Below are 15509 nucleotides of genomic sequence, written 5' to 3' on the forward strand. Positions count from 1 at the left end.
GACCCGACCTCCCCGCATGAGGCGCCCATGACCACGCATCCGCTTCTTCAGGTCGCCGCCGGCGGCGCGCTTGGCGCGTCCGCCCGCTACCTGACCAATATCGGCCTGGCGCGCCTGCTGGGCACCGGCTTTCCCTGGGGCACGCTGGCGGTCAATGTCCTGGGCGCCTTCGCCATGGGCTTTCTGGTCACCTTCCTGGCCCATAAGGACCTGAACCGCCTGGCCCCCTTGCTGATGACCGGCATCCTGGGCGGCTTCACCACCTTCTCGGCCTTTTCGCTGGACACGATCACGCTTTACGAACGCGGCCAGCCCGCGCTTGCCGCGGCCTATGTCGCGGGATCGGTCCTTCTTTCCCTTGGCGCCATCACCCTGGCGCTTCACCTGTTCCGCGGGGTCTTCGCATGAGCGGCGTCCAGCTTCTGACCATCACCGAGGACGAGGGCGAACAGCGCCTCGACCGCTGGCTGAAACGCCGCTTCCCCCAGATCACCCAAGGGGCGGTGGAAAAGATGTGCCGCACCGGGCAGTTGCGGGTCGAGGGCGGGCGCGCCAAGGCCTCGGACCGGGTGGCCCCCGGCATGACCGTGCGTGTGCCGCCCCTGCCCGAGGGCGAGGCCCCCGCGCAGGAGCGCCCCAAGGGCATCAGCGCCGCGGATGAAAAGATGATCCAGGCTGCCGTCCTGTGGAAGGACCAGCACATGATCGTCCTGAACAAGCCGGCGGGCCTGCCCAGCCAGGGCGGCTCGGGCCAGGGCGAGCGCCATGTCGACGGTTTGGCCGAGGCGCTGAGATTCGGCTACAAGGAAAAGCCCAAGCTGGTGCATCGGCTGGACAAGGACACCTCCGGGATCCTGATGCTGGCCCGCACCGACCGGGTGGCCCGCGCCCTGTCCGAAGCGCTGCGCCACCGCGAGGCGCGCAAGATCTACTGGGCGGTCGTGGCCGGCGTGCCGAACCCGAAACAGGGCTCGATCAAGTTCTATCTGGAAAAGGCGCCCGGCCGGGGCCGCGGTGGCGAAGGCGAGAAGATGGTCTGCATCCATCCCGCCAAGGCCAAGGACCACCCCGAGGCCAAGCGCGCGCAGACCGATTTTTTCACGCTGTGGTTCCTGGGCAGCCGTCTGTCGTGGATGGCGCTGGAGCCGGTCACCGGCCGCACCCACCAGCTGCGCGCCCATATGGCCGAAATCGGCCATCCGATTCTGGGCGATGGCAAGTATGGCGGCGGCGGCTCGGACAATCAGGGCGATGGCTGGGGCGCGGCGATCGGCGGCGAAGTGTCGAAGAAGCTGCATCTGCATGCCCGTTCGATCAGCATCGAGCATCCGGTCACCAAAGAGGTGATGACCTTCACCGCCCCCCTGCCCGACCATATGGCCCGCACCTGGAAGGCCCTGGACTGGAAGGAAGACGACGTGCCGGCCGACCCGTTCGAGGTGTTCAAGTGAGCGGCTGGGCGCCCAAGCGCTTCTGGAAGGAAGCCACGGCCGAGCCCTGCGAGGGCGGTTTCACCGTGCGGCTGGACGGGCGTCCGGTGAAGACGCCGGCCAAGGCGCCGCTGGTCGTGCCGACCCGGGCCATGGCCAAGGCTCTGGCCGCGGAATGGGACGCCCAAGAGGGCGTGATCCGGCCCGAGACCATGCCCGCCACCCGTGCCGCCAATTCGGCGATCGACAAGGTGGGGCCGCAGCGCGCCGAAGTGGCGGCGCTGATCGCGGCCTATGGCGGCTCTGACCTGCTGTGCTACCGCGCCGAGCGCCCCCAGGCGCTGGTCGCGCGCCAGGCCGAGATCTGGGATCCGCTGCTGGCCTGGGCCGAGGCGCGCTTTGCCGCGCCGCTGGCGGTGACCACCGGGGTCATTCCCGTCGCCCAGCCCGAAGCCAGCCTGGCCCGGCTGACCGAACAGGTCACCGCGCTGTCGGATTTCGAACTGGCGGCGTTTCACGATCTGGTGGCGATCTCGGGATCGCTGGTTCTGGCGCTGGCGCTGACCCATCGCCAGATCGCCGCCGAGGCCGCCTGGGACGCGTCGCGAATCGACGAGGACTGGCAGATCGCGGAATGGGGCGCGGATGACGAGGCGGCCGAAACCGCCGCCCGCCGCCAGACCGCTTTCCTGGATGCGCACCGATTCTACGGATTGTGCCGGTAACAATCCTGCGCCGAAGCCGCCGGCCAGAGAAAACTCCTTTCGCCCGGACCGCCCATTTCGCAGACAACGCCCGGAATTTGGGCGTTTTTCCGGGGCGGATGGATCGGTACTTGACCATTCAAAGCGCTTTCGCTGAGACTGATCTGCACTGGGGAGAGACCGACCTCCATGAAAACCCCTGTCGCAAGGCAGGTATAATGAACACCGCCCGGTGTGCATGCCGGCGCGGAAAACACAGGAAGAGGTAAGAATGAAAAAATCCGCATTCCTCGGCGCCCTCGCGGCCACCACCGTGATCGCGGGCGCTGCCATGGCCGGTACGCTGGACGACGTGAAGGCCCGGGGCGAGCTGATCTGCGGCTCGAACACCGGCCTGACCGGCTTCGGCACCCCGGATGCCAACGGCAACTGGACCGGCTTCGACGTCGACCTGTGCCGCGCGCTGGCCGCCGCGATCTTCGGCGACCCGACCAAGGTCAAGTTCATCCCCACCACCGGCGAGACCCGCTTCACCGCGCTGCAATCGGGCGAAGTGGACGTGCTGATCCGCAACTCGACCTGGACCTTCTCGCGCGATACCGAGCTGGCCTTGGATTTCGTGGCGGTGAACTACTATGACGGCCAGGGCTTCATGGTGAAGAAGGACCTGGGCGTGTCTTCGGCCAAGGAACTGGACGGCGCGACCGTCTGCATCCAGACCGGCACCACGACCGAGCTGAACCTGGCCGACTTCTTCAAGCAGAACAACATCAGCTACCAGCCGGTCACGGTGGCCGACGATTCCGAAGCGCAGCGCCAGTTCCTGGCCGGCGCCTGCGACGCCTATACGACCGACGCTTCGGGCCTGGCCGCCAGCCGCGCGACCATGCCGGATGGCGACCAGTACATCATCCTGCCGGAAATCATTTCCAAGGAACCGCTGGGCCCGGTCGTGCGCCATGGCGACAACAACTGGGGCGATGTGGTCCGCTGGACCTTCAACGCGCTGCTGATCGCCGAAGAGAAGGGCGTGACCAAGGCCAATGTGGCCGAAGTGGCCGCCTCGTCGCAGGATGAGGAAGTGAAGCGGCTTCTGGGCGTGTCGGGCGACATGGGCGCCAAGATCGGCCTGCCGAACGAGGCCTTCAAGAACGCCATCGCCGCGGTCGGCAACTATGGCGAAGTCTTTGCCTCGAACATCGGCGAAGGCACCGCGATCAACCTGGCGCGCGGCCTGAACGCGCTTTGGACCCAGGGCGGCCTGCAATACGCGGCCCCCTTCCGCTGATCTGACCCGACCGGGGGCGCCCAACCAGGCGCCCCCGTGTTCCTTTCCCGCTCTTTCCGCCGGCTCAGGCCCGGCAGGACACCCGGAAAACCGGGGTTCGCGCCAAAATAACAACAAGCGGCACAAATCGCCGCACGACATCAGGGGAATACGCCATGGCTTTAGCCAGTGACGTGCCGAAGGACTCCTTTCGGCTGTCGATGCTCATTTACGACACCCGCTATCGATCCATCACGATCCAGGTCTTCGTACTGCTTCTGGTCGGTCTGTTCCTGGCCTGGCTGCTGCAGAACACCGCCGCCAACCTGGCCGCCCGCGGCAAAGAGTTCAATTTCGGCTTCCTGTGGCAGCGCGCCGGCTATGACATCGGCCAGCAGCTGATCCCCTACACCAATGACAGCACGCATTTCCGCGCCCTGCTGGTGGGGTTGCTGAACACGCTGGCGGTGGCGGTGCTGGGCTGCATCCTGGCCACGGTCCTGGGCGTTCTGGTCGGCGTCCTGCGCCTGTCGAACAACTGGCTCGTCTCGCGGCTGATGACGATCTATGTCGAGGCGCTGCGCAATGTGCCGCTGCTGCTGTGGATCCTGCTGACCTATGTGATCCTGTCCGAAGCCACCCCGCAGCCCCGCGATTTCCGCATCACCGACGAGATGGCGGCCGCGGGCGAGGCGCCGGCGGCCTCGATGATCCTGTTCGACACGGTCGCGGTCACCAATCGCGGCACCAATGTGCCGGCGCCGATGTTCACCCGCGGGCTTGGCATGCTGGATCTGGGGCCGCTGTCGATCAACCTGACGACGCTGGCCTTTCTGATCGTTCTGGGCGGCTCGATCTGGGCCTATCGCAGCCTGAAGGCCAGCGCCGATGCCACGCAGGAGGAATCGGGCGTGCGCCCGACGACCTGGTGGCAATCGCTGCTGATCATGGTGCTGCCGGTCAGCCTGCTCAGCGCGGCCCTAGGCCTGCATTGGGAAATCCCCGAGTTGAAGGGCTTTAACTTCGCGGGCGGGATTCTGGTGGCCCACAGCTTCACCGCGCTTTTGGTGGCGCTGGCGCTGTACACCTCGGCCTTCATCGCCGAGATCGTGCGCGCCGGCATTCAGGCGATCTCGCGCGGCCAGTCCGAGGCGGCCTTTGCCCTGGGCCTGCGCCCCGGCCGCACGATGAACCTGGTGATCCTGCCCCAGGCGCTGCGGGTGATCATCCCCCCCCTGATCAGCCAGTATCTGAACCTGACCAAGAACACCTCGCTTGGCATTGCCGTCAGCTATCTTGACCTGCGCGGCACGCTGGGCGGCATCACCCTGAACCAGACCGGGCGCGAGTTGGAATGCATGCTGCTGATGATGGCGATCTATCTGACGATCAGCCTGATCATCTCGGCGGTGATGAACTTCTACAATGCCTCCGTCCAGCTGAAGGCCCGCTGACATGACCGAAGTCTTCGTCCGCATGCAGATGCTGCAACCCGAACCGCCGCCGGCCCGCGAAAGCGGCCTGCCGAAATGGCTGCGCGAGAACCTGTTCTCGGGCTGGCTGAATTCCTCGCTGACCGTGCTTGGCCTGCTGGCCGTGGGCTGGATCCTTTATGCCTCGCTGCCCTGGTGGCTGCATTCGGTCTGGCATGCCTCGTCGCTGGGCGAATGCCGCAAGATCATCGCCGAGACCTGGGGCGAAGGCGCCACCGGCGCCTGTTGGGCCGTGGTGCGCGAGCGCTGGTATCAATGGATCTTCGGCTTCTACGCGCCGGCGCTGTGGTGGCGGCCGATCCTGGCCTTTGGCCTTCTGTTCGCCGCCCTGGGCCCGGTGCTGTTTGCCGGGCAGAAAAAGGCGCTGAGCGTGATCCTGGGCGCGGTCCTGGCCTATCTGGTCGTGACGCTGTGGCTGGCTTCGGCGCCGACCGTGCCGGTCCTGTTGGCGCTGGCGCTGGTGGCCGGGCTGCTGGTGCTGGCACAGGTGGCGCCGGGCAAGCTGATCTGGGTCACGCTGCTGTACCCGTTCCTGTGCTTCTGGCTGCTGTGGGGCGGGTCGATCTGGACGCCGATCGGCGGGCTTCTGGGCTTTATCATCCTTGTCGCCGTGACGATCGGCCTGTCCCGGGTGATCGGCCCTGCCGTCTCGGCCGGGATCGGCCTTGTCGTGGCGGTGCTGTGGTGGCTGTACCTGTCCGGCCCCGTGATGGGCGGGCTGCAGTCGGTGCTGCCCCTGGGCATCGCCTCGGTGAATTCCGACCAGTTCGGCGGCTTCCTTCTGGCGATCACCATCGGCGTCACCGCAATCGGCTGCTCTCTGCCGATGGGCATACTGCTGGCGCTGGGCCGCCAGTCGGACATGCTGATCGTGAAGACCCTATGCGTGGGCTTCATCGAGTTCATCCGCGGCGTGCCGCTGATCACCCTTCTCTTCACCGCCTCGCTGCTGCTGCAATACTTCCTGCCGCCGGGGACGAATTTCGACATCATCCTGCGCGTCATCATCCTGGTCACCCTGTTCGCCGCCGCCTATCTGGCCGAGGTGATCCGCGGCGGCCTGGCCGCCCTGCCCCGCGGCCAGTACGAGGCCGCCGATGCGCTGGGCCTGGATTACTGGCAGGCGCAGCGGCTGATCATCCTGCCGCAGGCGCTGAAGATCAGCATTCCCGCCATCGTCTCGACCTTCATCGGCCTGTTCAAGGACACCACGCTTGTGGCCTTCGTGGGGCTGATGGATCCGTTGAAGGGCATCACCCAGATCGTGCGCGCCGACATCAACTGGAAGGGCATCTACTGGGAGCCCTATATCTATGTCGGCGCGATCTTCTTCCTCATCTGCTTCAGCATGGCGCGCTATTCCATGGCGCTGGAACGCCGGCTGAAGACCGACCACCGTTAAGGAGCCCTGAAAAATGGCCGAAGCTCACGCGATGATGCAGGTCTCGGACGAGGTCGCCGTCCAGATTTCGCAGATGAACAAATGGTACGGGCAGTTCCATGTGCTGCGCGACATCAACCTGACGGTGATGAAGGGGGAAAGGATCGTCATCTGCGGGCCTTCGGGCTCGGGCAAGTCGACGCTGATCCGCTGCATCAACCGGCTGGAGGAACACCAGTCGGGCCGGATCGTGGTGGATGGCACCGAACTGACCAACGATCTGAAGAACATCGACAAGGTGCGCTCGGAAGTGGGCATGGTGTTCCAGCACTTCAACCTGTTCCCGCATCTGACCATTCTGGAAAACTGCACCCTGGCGCCGATCTGGGTGCGCAAGGTGCCGAAGCGCGAAGCCGAGGAAACGGCGATGCATTTCCTGCACAAGGTCAAGATCCCCGAGCAGGCGAACAAATATCCGGGCCAGCTGTCGGGCGGCCAGCAGCAGCGCGTCGCCATCGCGCGGTCGCTGTGCATGCGGCCGCGGATCATGCTGTTCGACGAACCGACCTCGGCGCTTGACCCGGAAATGATCAAGGAAGTGCTGGATACGATGATCCAGCTGGCCGAAGAGGGCATGACCATGCTGTGCGTCACCCATGAAATGGGCTTCGCCCAGGCGGTGGCGAACCGTGTGATCTTCATGGATCAGGGCCAGATCGTCGAGCAGAACGCCCCGAAAGAGTTCTTCTCGAACCCGCAAAGCGACCGGACCAAGCTGTTCCTGTCGCAGATCCTGGGGCATTGACCCATGCGGCGCGGCCTGCTGGCGATGGCTTTCGCAATCGCGGCGGGGCCGGCCCTGGCCGAAATCGACGTGCCGCGCCCGGCCGATTGCCTTCTGGTCATCGACGATCAGAAGCCGATCAGCGGGCGCTGCAGCTTCACGCCGCTGGATGCCGACGGGTCCTTCACCATCGCCGGGCAGGACGGCCGGTTCTTCGCCTATGTGCTGGTGACCGCGCCCGGCCAGGCCGACGGGTTCTGGAACGGCACGCCCAAGGCCCAGCATGCGCATGACCCGCTGGGGCCCCTGCAGCGCATGGATGCCTGCTGGGTCAATGACCACGTCAAGCTTTGCGCCTGGTAGGCGTCAGCCGCGCTGTCAGGCCGCAATCTCGCGCGGGACGACGAAATCGACGGTGATACCCTGGCCGAAGCCGACATCGGCCCAGCTGTCGATGGCGAAATCCACCACCAGCGTGGCGCCGGTCGGGTAGCGGGTGAAATCGCCGGTCATCGGCGTTTTCGACACCAGCCGATGCGCGAATTCCGCGATGCCCGGATTATGGCCGATCATCATCACCACATCGGCCGTGGCGTGGCGCAGCACCGCCATCATGACATCCGGCCCCGCATGGTAAAGCGAGGGCTTCAGCTCCAGCACAGGCGCGCCGGGCAGCGCCGGGGCGATGCCGGAAAAGGTCTTGCGGGTGCGCAGACTGTCGGAACACAGCACCTCGCCCGGAATGTAATCACGGCTGGCCAGCCATTGCCCCAGATCGGCGGCAGCGGCCTGGCCGCGCCCGTTCAGGGGCCTGTCATGATCCGGCGTCAGCGGGTCGTCCCAGGAAGACTTGGCGTGGCGCGTCAGGATCAGGCGCTTCATCGGTGGAACAGCCCCATATGATAGGCGGATTGTTCTGGCAGTCTTGCATAAGCCTGCGAGGCCGGGCAAGCGCGGCGCACAAGACAACCGCCGGAAAGACAATTCTCTCCGCCCGGGCTGTCCAGAAAGCCATGGCAGCGCGGCACGTCATAGCCCTGCGCCCCCAGCGCCCCGGCCGGACAGGCCGCCAGACAGGGCTTTTCCGCGCAGGCCGCGCAGGGCGCGCGGCCCTGCGGCACGTCCACCGCCTCGCGCAGCGCCAGCGCGCCGCGGAAACTGACCCACAGGCCCTGCGCATCATGCACCAGAAGCCGCACCGGGCTGGCAAAGGCCCGGCCCGAGCGCAGCGCCCAAGTGTAGAACGGGTGATAGGGCGGCCCGCCAAAGGGAAACAGCGCCTTGCCGCCCAGATCGCAGGCCAGGCGCCCGATCACCCGGCGCGACCAGCGGTCGACCGGGTCGGGCGCGCCATCCCATTCCGGCTGCGCCTTCAGATGCGGCCAATACTCGGCCCCGCCCGGGCCGATCAGCAGAAGCGTCCTTGTGCCGCGCGGAAAGCCCGGCTCATCCGGCGCGACCGCAAAACCGCCCAGAAGCTGCAGCCGATGCGGCGCCAGCTGCGCCGCGATCCCGGCCAGCGTCACGCCGCCATCGCCCTGCCCCTCGCCCTGGCCCGAGCCGCCCACCGGAGCCCCGCCTTAACGGCGCACCACCGGCTTGACCCGCGGCACGGTCGAGCGGATCTGGCTGCCGGCGCCGTGATCGGTGAACAGCTCGATCAGGCAGGCATTGGGGATGCGGCCGTCCAGAATGGTCACCGCCCGCACGCCCTGATCCAGCGCCATCAGCGCCGTCTCGGTCTTGGGGATCATGCCCCCCGCGATCACGCCCGAGGCGGTCATCTCGCGGATCTCTTCGGGCGTGATCTGGGTCATCACCTGACCATCGGCCCCCTTCACCCCGGCCACATCGGTCAGCAACAGCAGCCGGTCGGCCTGCAGCGCCCCGGCAATCGCCCCCGCCGCCGTATCGCCATTGACGTTGAAGGTCTCATTGTCCTGCATGCCGGTCGCGACCGGCGCCACGACCGGGATGATCCCCGCACCGTACAGATCGCGCAGCACCTGCACGTTCATCTCGACCGGGCGGCCGACATAGCCCAGTTCCGGGTCGTCCGGCTCACAGACCATCAGGTCGTCGTCCTTGCCGGAAATCCCCACGGCGCGACCGCCCGCATCCATGATCGCCTGCACGATCCGCTTGTTCACCAGACCCGAGAGAATCATCTCGACCACCTGCACGGTCGCCTTGTCGGTCACCCGCTTGCCGCGCACGAATTCCGACTTGATCCCCAGCTTCTGCAGCATGTCATTGATCATCGGCCCGCCGCCATGCACCACCACCGGATGCACGCCGACCTGTTTCATCAGCACCACGTCGCGGGCAAACTCGGCCATGGCCGGATCGTCGCCCATGGCATTGCCGCCGAATTTCACCACCACCACGGCGCCGGAAAAGCGCTGCAGATAGGGAAGGGCTTCGGACAGCATCTTTGCGGTGGTCTTGGCGTCTTGCATGGTCAGGGTCTGCTGTTTCATCAGGGCCTCCGGGACTAGGGGCCGCATAAGACTTTTCCCCCCACCTGCCAAGCCTTGCCTTCGGCATCGGCTGGCGTAGGCTGCACCGGCAGCGGAGGATCGCCATGCCCGAACGCAAGACCCTTGTCCTGACCGGCGCGTCGCGCGGGATCGGGCATGCCACCGTGAAGCGGTTCAGCGCCGAAGGCTGGCGGGTGCTGACCTGTTCGCGCCATCCCGTGGACGCGCGCTGTCCCTGGCCGGGCGGCGAAGAGAACCATATCCAGATCGACCTGGCCGATCCGAACAAGACGATCGAGGCGATCGCCACGATCAAAAGCAAGATCCATGGCCGGCTGCACGCGCTGGTCAACAATGCGGGCATCAGCCCCAAGGGTCCGGGCGGGGCGCGGCTGAACACCTTGGACACCGACCTGCGCACCTGGGGCCATGTCTTCCACGTCAATTTCTTCTCCAGCGTGATCCTGGCCCGCGGGCTGAAGGATGAACTGGCCGCGGCGAAGGGCAGCGTCGTCAACGTGACCTCGATTGCCGGGTCGCGGGTGCATCCTTTCGCAGGCGCCGCCTATGCCACGTCAAAGGCCGCGCTGGCCGCGCTGACCCGCGAGATGGCGCATGATTTCGGCCCGCTGGGCGTGCGGGTCAATGCCATCGCGCCGGGCGAGGTGGAAACCTCGATCCTGTCGCCCGGCACCGACAAGATCGTGGAAAAGCTGCCGCTGCAGCGGCTGGGCCAGCCCAAGGAAGTGGCGGATGTGATCTGGTTCCTGTGTTCGGACCAGTCCAGCTACATCTCGGGCGCCGAGATCGAGGTGAACGGCGCCCAGCACGTCTAGCGCTATTCCGCCGGCGGGCCCAAGGGCGGCAGGTCGTCGCGGCGCGGCACCGTGCCGCGTTCGATCATCCGGTGAACATGCGGACGTTCCGGGCCGCGATGCAGCTCGATCAGCCGGTCGTAATTCGTCGCGTCATTGGCGGTGCGGCGCTGGTTGTGGCGCAGATAGTCGGTCCAGGTCGCGACATGGTAGCTTTCGACCCAGATGTCGGGATTTTCCAGATCGCGCAGCAAGGCCCAGTGCCGCGCCCCGTCGCGGCGGCGGAAGGCGCGCCTGTCGGCCATCAGCGCCAGAAAGGCCTCGGTCTTCTCGGGCGGAATGTCCCAGTCGACCATGATCATGATCGGCCCCGACCGCGCCTTCAGATCCAGCCGCAGCGCCGGGGTGTTGAAGCGGTTGGCCGGGTCCAGGTTCACATCGTTCAGATTGGGCATCGGCAGCAGCAGGCCCAAAGCCGCCCCCACAAGGCACAGGCCCGCGGCCAGAAACAGGGCCAGCGGCACCGATCCGGTCTCGGAGACATGGCCCCAGGCCCAGGCCCCCAGCGCCATGCCGCCAAAGGCCATGGTCTGGTAGATCGCCAGCGCCCGCCCCACCACCCAGCGCGGCGTGGCAAGCTGGGTCGAGACGTTGAAATGCGACAGCGCCATCACCCAGGCCGCCCCCGTCAGCAGAAGGCCCGGCAGCGCCAGCCACAGCGTGGTGGCAAAGCCCAGCACCGTGGCCCCGGCCGCGAAGACCAGGAAGGCCGCGGCGACGATCACCTCGATCGAGGCGATGCGGCGCAGGGCCGGGCTGGCCAGCGCGGCCAGGATGGCGCCCAGGCCGAACACGCCCAGCGTGGCGCCAAAGGTGGTGGCCCCGCCCTCCAGCCGGTCGCGGGTGATCACCGGCAACAGCGCCATGACCGACACGGCGGCAAAGCCGAACAGGAAGGCCCGCGCCATCACCCGCACCAGATTGGGCGACAGGGTGACATAGCGCAGGCCCGCCCAGATCGCGCTGCCCAGATGTTCGGCCGGCAGGCTGCGCTCCTCATAGGCGGGGCGCCAGCGCGCCAGCGCATAGATCACCGCCAGATAGCTGACCGCGTTCAGCGCGAACGCCGCCGCAGCCCCCATCGAGGCCACGATGATCCCCCCCGCCGCCGGCCCGACCGAGCGCATCAGGTTGAAGCTGACCGCGTTCAGGGACACCGCCGCCGGCAGATCCTCGCGCGGGACAAGATCGCGCATCGAGGCCTGCCAGGAGGGCAGATGCAGCGCGCCGCCCAGGCCCAGCAGGAAGGTGAAGGACAGAAGGCTCCAGGGGCCGAGCAGATCGAACCAGGCCGCCAGCGCCAGCAGCACCGACACGACGCACATGAAGCCCTGCGCCGACAGCATCACCTTGCGGCGGTCGAAATTGTCGGCCACCGCACCCGCGGCCACCGCCAGAACCATGATCGGCAGCGTGGTCGAGGCCTGGACCAGCGCCACCATCGATTCCGACGGCGTCAACTCGGCCATCTTCCACGAGGCGCCGACACTTTGGATCAGCGAGCCCAGATTCGAGACGGTCGTCGCCGTCCAGATCAGCCGGAAATTCGGGTGCCGCAGCGGGGCAAGCGGCGATTGGGACGTCTCGGGCATCGGCGGCTCCTTGGCGTCAATGTGACGCAGGCCGCCGCCGGATGCCAGAGGGGCAATTGCCGCCGGTCACACCAGCCCGGCGATCAGCGCCCGCAGCGTCTCGATCCCCTCGCCCTTTTCCGACGAGGTGACGACCAGTTCGGGAAAGGCGGCCGGGTGTTTCTTCAGCGCCTCGATCGTCTGGGCGATATTGGCGTCGCGCGTGGCCTTGTTGACCTTGTCGGCCTTGGTCATCACCACCTGGAAGGTCACGGCAGATTTGTCGAGCAGCGTCAGGATCTCGTCATCGACCGCCTTCACGCCATGGCGGGTGTCGATCAGCACGAAGGCGCGGCGCAGCGTGGACCTGCCAGCCAGATATTGCTTCAGCAGCGCCTGCCATTTCGCGACAATGGCCACCGGCGCCTCGGCATAGCCATAGCCCGGCAGGTCGACCATATAGCGGCTGTCGCCCAGGGCGAAATAGTTGATCTCCTGCGTACGGCCGGGCGTGTTGGAGGAGCGCGCCAGGTTCTTGCGGCCGGTCAGCGCGTTGATCAGGCTGGACTTCCCGACATTCGAGCGGCCGGCAAAGCAGATCTCGATCCGGTCGGCCGGCGGCAGTTGCGCCATGGCGGTCACGCCCTTGACGAAATCGACCGGGCCCGCGAACAGCAGACGCCCGGCTTCGCGCGCCTCATCCTCGGGTTCGGGGGCAAGGGTAAACTGCATCAGATCAGCTCCACCGGATCGCCTGCGGCGATCTCTCCACCGGATTCAACCATGGCATAGATGCCGAAATCCTGATGCCCATAGCCGGCCTTCAGCGCCGCCAGCGTCTCGCCCGACTCGCGCCCGGTGGCGGGATCGGTGCAGGTGGCGCGGCAGCGGGTGATGCGCTCGCAGACGGCCAGCACGGCATCGCCGATCCGCAAGCGGCGGCCGATCAGGTCCAGTTCGGCAAAGGGCGCCAGGCCGTCAATCCACAGATTGCCGCGGAAGCGGTGGATCGACAGGTCCATCCCCATCCGCCCCGACAGATCGCGCAGCGAGGCCAGGTTCAGGACCGAGACATATTGCTGCGGCACATCGGTCATCGCACCGTCGCCCGCCGTGGTGACGAAGGCCGGCGCCGGGCGGCTGTCGGGCCAAAGCGGACGCAGCCAGGCCAGAAGCCGCGCCTGATCCTCGGTCCGGTCGGGCGACAGGGTGATCGCTTCGGCCCGCGGATGGCGCAGGGTGATGCGCCGCGCCTGGGGCTGCGAGGCGGCGGCGATCGCCATCAGCTCGGGCCCGGCCACGCCGCGCAGGAAGTTCATCTTCTTCGCCCATTGCGGCGCATCGGGCGCGATCTGCGCCGCCTCATGCGCCACCGCCCAGACCCGATCAAAAGGCAGCGCGCGCCCCGCGGTCAGCGGCACGCGCGCAATTTCCTCATGTCCGATGGATTTGACCGGATGGCGGACAATCGCCGCCAGCCGGATCTCCGCGGTCATTTCTTGCCCGCTTTCGGGGCCCCGCCCTTCGGGGCCTTGTCGGTATTGGCGGCCGCCGTGGCCGGCTTGCGCTTGAAGCCCGACTTGATGTTGCCGAACAGGTCCGGCTTGTGGCCGTGGCTGCGCATGATCAGGTACTGCTGGGTGAAGGTGATCGTGTTGTTGGTGATCCAGTAGACGACCAGACCCGAGGCAAAGCCGCCCAGCATGAACATGAACACCCAGGGCATCCAGGCGAAGATCGAGGCCTGAACCGGGTCGGTGGGCGCCGGGTTCAGCTTTTGCTGCAGCCACATGGTGATGCCCAGCAGGATCGGCAGCGCGCCGATGAAGACCAGATGCAGGATCGTGCCCGCCGCCGGCGCATCCCAGGGCAAGAGCCCGAACAGGTTGTACAGCGACGAGGGGTCGGGCTGCGACAGGTCCTTCAGCCAGCCGAAGAACGGCGCCTGGCGCAGTTCCAGCGTGACGAAGATCACCTTGTACAGGCTGAAGAAGATCGGGATCTGGATCAGGATCGGCAGGCAGCCCGCGGCCGGGTTCACCTTGCGGTCCTTGTAAAGCTGCATCATCTCGCGCTGCAGACGCTGCTTGTCCTCGCCCGCGCGTTCCTTGATCACCTCCATCTCGGGCTGCAATTCCTTCATGCGCGCCATCGAGACATAGGATTTATAGGCCAGCGGCAGCACCAGCACCTTCAAGACGAAGGTCAGCGCGATGATCGCCAGGCCCATATTGCCGATCAGCCCGTGCAGCCAGTGCAGCACCGAGAAGATCGGCTTGGTCAGGAAGTAGAACCAGCCCCAGTCGATCGAATCGATGAAGCCCGGGATCGCGGCCTTGCCGTCGCTGCCGGCCTGATAGTCGCGGATGGTTTCCCATTCCTTGGCGCCGGCAAACAGCCGGGTCGTGGTGGCCGAGGTCTGGCCCGCGGCCACCGTCACCGTCGGATGGCGGATCTCGGTCTGGAAGATGTCGGCATTCGGAACGTGCTTGATGACTTCGGTGAAGGCCTGGCCCTGTTCGGGCACCAGGACCGACATCCAGTAATGGTCGGTGAAGCCCACCCAGCCATCGGCCGTGGCTTCGGACTTCTCGCCATTGTGGCCCTCGCCCTCGATCGGGTCGAGTTTGACGATGTCCTTGTATTTGATCTCGGTCAGCTCGCCATCGGCGCGGCCGACCACGCCTTCATGGACGACGAAGATGTTCTGCAGGTTCGACGGCGTGCCATGGCGCGCGATCAGGCCGTAGGGGCGCAGGGTGATATCGCCGGCGCCGCTGTTCTGCACCGTGTCGGTGACGGTGAACATGAACTTGTCGTCGACCGCGATCTCGCGGGTGAAGCGCTGGCCCTTGGTGTTCTCCCAGGCCAGTGTCACCGGCTCGCCCGGGCGCAGCGTGGCGCCCTTGGCGATCTGCCATTCGGTGTTCGGGCCGGGAACGTCTTCGGCGGTCAGGCTGCCGGCCGGCGCCCAGCCGAACAGCGCGTAATAGGCCTGGCCCTCGCCCACCGGGGTGAACAGCCGGACATCGGGGGAATCCGGGTCAAGCGTGTCGCGATAGGATTTCAGCAGCAGATCGTCGAACCGGCCGCCGCGCATCGAGATCGAGCCCGAAAGCTCGGGCGTGTCGATGGTCAGCCGGGCGGCTTCGGGAACCGGGGCCACTTCGGCCGGCGTCGCGGCGGCGGTGCCGGCGGGCGGGGCCGCGGCGGGGCCGGTGCCGGTCGCTTCGGCCGGGGTCTGGGTCAGATCGGGGGCCGGCGCTTCGGGCGGGGGAAACAGAACGAACCAGACCGTGATGACCAGAAAGCTGAGCACCGTGGCAAGGATCAGGTTCTTGTTGTTGTTTTCTTCCATCAGGAACCACCGCCGGGACAGGATTGGGATCAGCGGTCTTCAACAGAAGGGCCCGGGAAAGGTCAAGCGGATTCCCCCCCGCGGCCGGCCGATCGGGCCGGAAAGCGCGGCGCAGGGCGGCGCAGCGGACGCGCCGAAGGGGCGGGGCGTGCCGAAAGGCCATCCG

16 protein-coding genes are annotated in these 15509 nt (G+C 66.6%); 9 read left to right on the top strand and 7 right to left on the bottom strand.

Annotated elements, in window-relative coordinates:
• Positions 1-27 precede the first annotated feature (27 nt).
• The 8 genes from crcB to K1Y73_RS08355 all read left to right on the top strand — a co-directional run bounded on the left by crcB (position 28) and on the right by K1Y73_RS08355 (position 7422).
• Complete coding sequence (crcB, locus tag K1Y73_RS08320) at positions 28-408, top strand: fluoride efflux transporter CrcB (RefSeq protein ID WP_225027820.1); 381 nt, start codon at positions 28-30, stop codon at positions 406-408.
• Positions 405-1451, top strand: coding sequence for an RluA family pseudouridine synthase (locus tag K1Y73_RS08325; protein WP_225027822.1), 1047 nt, complete (start codon positions 405-407; stop codon positions 1449-1451). Before crcB ends, K1Y73_RS08325 begins: the two co-directional genes overlap by 4 nt.
• Positions 1448-2155 (top strand): ATP12 family chaperone protein, encoded by a 708-nt coding sequence (locus tag K1Y73_RS08330; protein WP_225027823.1) that lies wholly within the window; start codon positions 1448-1450, stop codon positions 2153-2155. The genes K1Y73_RS08325 and K1Y73_RS08330 overlap by 4 nt, the downstream gene beginning before the upstream one ends.
• A 250-nt stretch (positions 2156-2405) precedes the next feature.
• Complete coding sequence (locus tag K1Y73_RS08335) at positions 2406-3422, top strand: amino acid ABC transporter substrate-binding protein (RefSeq protein ID WP_225027824.1); 1017 nt, start codon at positions 2406-2408, stop codon at positions 3420-3422.
• 155 nt (positions 3423-3577) lie between these two features.
• Positions 3578-4855 (top strand): amino acid ABC transporter permease, encoded by a 1278-nt coding sequence (locus tag K1Y73_RS08340; protein WP_225027825.1) that lies wholly within the window; start codon positions 3578-3580, stop codon positions 4853-4855.
• Between the two features lie 22 nt (positions 4856-4877).
• Complete coding sequence (locus K1Y73_RS08345) at positions 4878-6296, top strand: amino acid ABC transporter permease (protein ID WP_404819074.1); 1419 nt, start codon at positions 4878-4880, stop codon at positions 6294-6296.
• 13 nt (positions 6297-6309) lie between these two features.
• Positions 6310-7080 (top strand): amino acid ABC transporter ATP-binding protein, encoded by a 771-nt coding sequence (locus K1Y73_RS08350; RefSeq protein ID WP_318248230.1) that lies wholly within the window; start codon positions 6310-6312, stop codon positions 7078-7080.
• A 3-nt stretch (positions 7081-7083) separates the two neighbouring features.
• Positions 7084-7422 (top strand): hypothetical protein, encoded by a 339-nt coding sequence (locus K1Y73_RS08355; protein ID WP_225027827.1) that lies wholly within the window; start codon positions 7084-7086, stop codon positions 7420-7422.
• A gap of 15 nt (positions 7423-7437) precedes the next feature.
• On the opposite strand, the gene K1Y73_RS08360 is transcribed toward K1Y73_RS08355, so the two are convergent.
• The 3 genes from K1Y73_RS08360 to argB are packed head-to-tail and all read right to left on the bottom strand — an operon-like array spanning position 7438 to position 9518.
• Positions 7438-7941, bottom strand: a complete 504-nt coding sequence (locus K1Y73_RS08360; RefSeq protein ID WP_225027828.1) for a SixA phosphatase family protein — start codon at positions 7939-7941, stop codon at positions 7438-7440.
• The gene (locus K1Y73_RS08365; protein ID WP_225027829.1) at positions 7938-8627 is read right to left on the bottom strand and encodes a ferredoxin; all 690 of its coding nucleotides are present in this window, start codon (positions 8625-8627) and stop codon (positions 7938-7940) included. Before K1Y73_RS08365 ends, K1Y73_RS08360 begins: the two co-directional genes overlap by 4 nt.
• A 12-nt stretch (positions 8628-8639) precedes the next feature.
• On the bottom strand, positions 8640-9518 hold the full coding sequence (gene argB, locus K1Y73_RS08370; protein ID WP_225027839.1) for an acetylglutamate kinase: 879 nt from the start codon (positions 9516-9518) through the stop codon (positions 8640-8642).
• A 125-nt stretch (positions 9519-9643) separates the two neighbouring features.
• Here argB and K1Y73_RS08375 point away from each other — a divergent pair, with 125 nt between their 5' ends.
• Positions 9644-10375, top strand: coding sequence for an SDR family NAD(P)-dependent oxidoreductase (locus K1Y73_RS08375; RefSeq protein ID WP_225027830.1), 732 nt, complete (start codon positions 9644-9646; stop codon positions 10373-10375).
• A 2-nt stretch (positions 10376-10377) separates the two neighbouring features.
• On the opposite strand, the gene K1Y73_RS08380 is transcribed toward K1Y73_RS08375, so the two are convergent.
• The 4 genes from K1Y73_RS08380 to yidC form a co-directional block, all read right to left on the bottom strand.
• A complete protein-coding gene (locus tag K1Y73_RS08380; RefSeq protein ID WP_225027831.1) occupies positions 10378-12006 on the bottom strand; it encodes an MFS transporter in 1629 nt (542 codons plus the stop codon).
• 66 nt (positions 12007-12072) lie between these two features.
• Complete coding sequence (gene yihA, locus K1Y73_RS08385) at positions 12073-12717, bottom strand: ribosome biogenesis GTP-binding protein YihA/YsxC (protein ID WP_225027832.1); 645 nt, start codon at positions 12715-12717, stop codon at positions 12073-12075.
• Complete coding sequence (locus tag K1Y73_RS08390) at positions 12717-13481, bottom strand: MOSC domain-containing protein (RefSeq protein ID WP_225027833.1); 765 nt, start codon at positions 13479-13481, stop codon at positions 12717-12719. Before K1Y73_RS08390 ends, yihA begins: the two co-directional genes overlap by 1 nt.
• Positions 13478-15343, bottom strand: a complete 1866-nt coding sequence (gene yidC, locus K1Y73_RS08395) for a membrane protein insertase YidC (protein ID WP_225027834.1) — start codon at positions 15341-15343, stop codon at positions 13478-13480. Before yidC ends, K1Y73_RS08390 begins: the two co-directional genes overlap by 4 nt.
• Positions 15344-15509: the final 166 nt, after the last annotated feature.

It is taken from the genome of Xinfangfangia pollutisoli (assembly GCF_020179405.1).
GTDB classification, from domain to species: Bacteria; Pseudomonadota; Alphaproteobacteria; order Rhodobacterales; family Rhodobacteraceae; genus Pseudogemmobacter; species Pseudogemmobacter pollutisoli.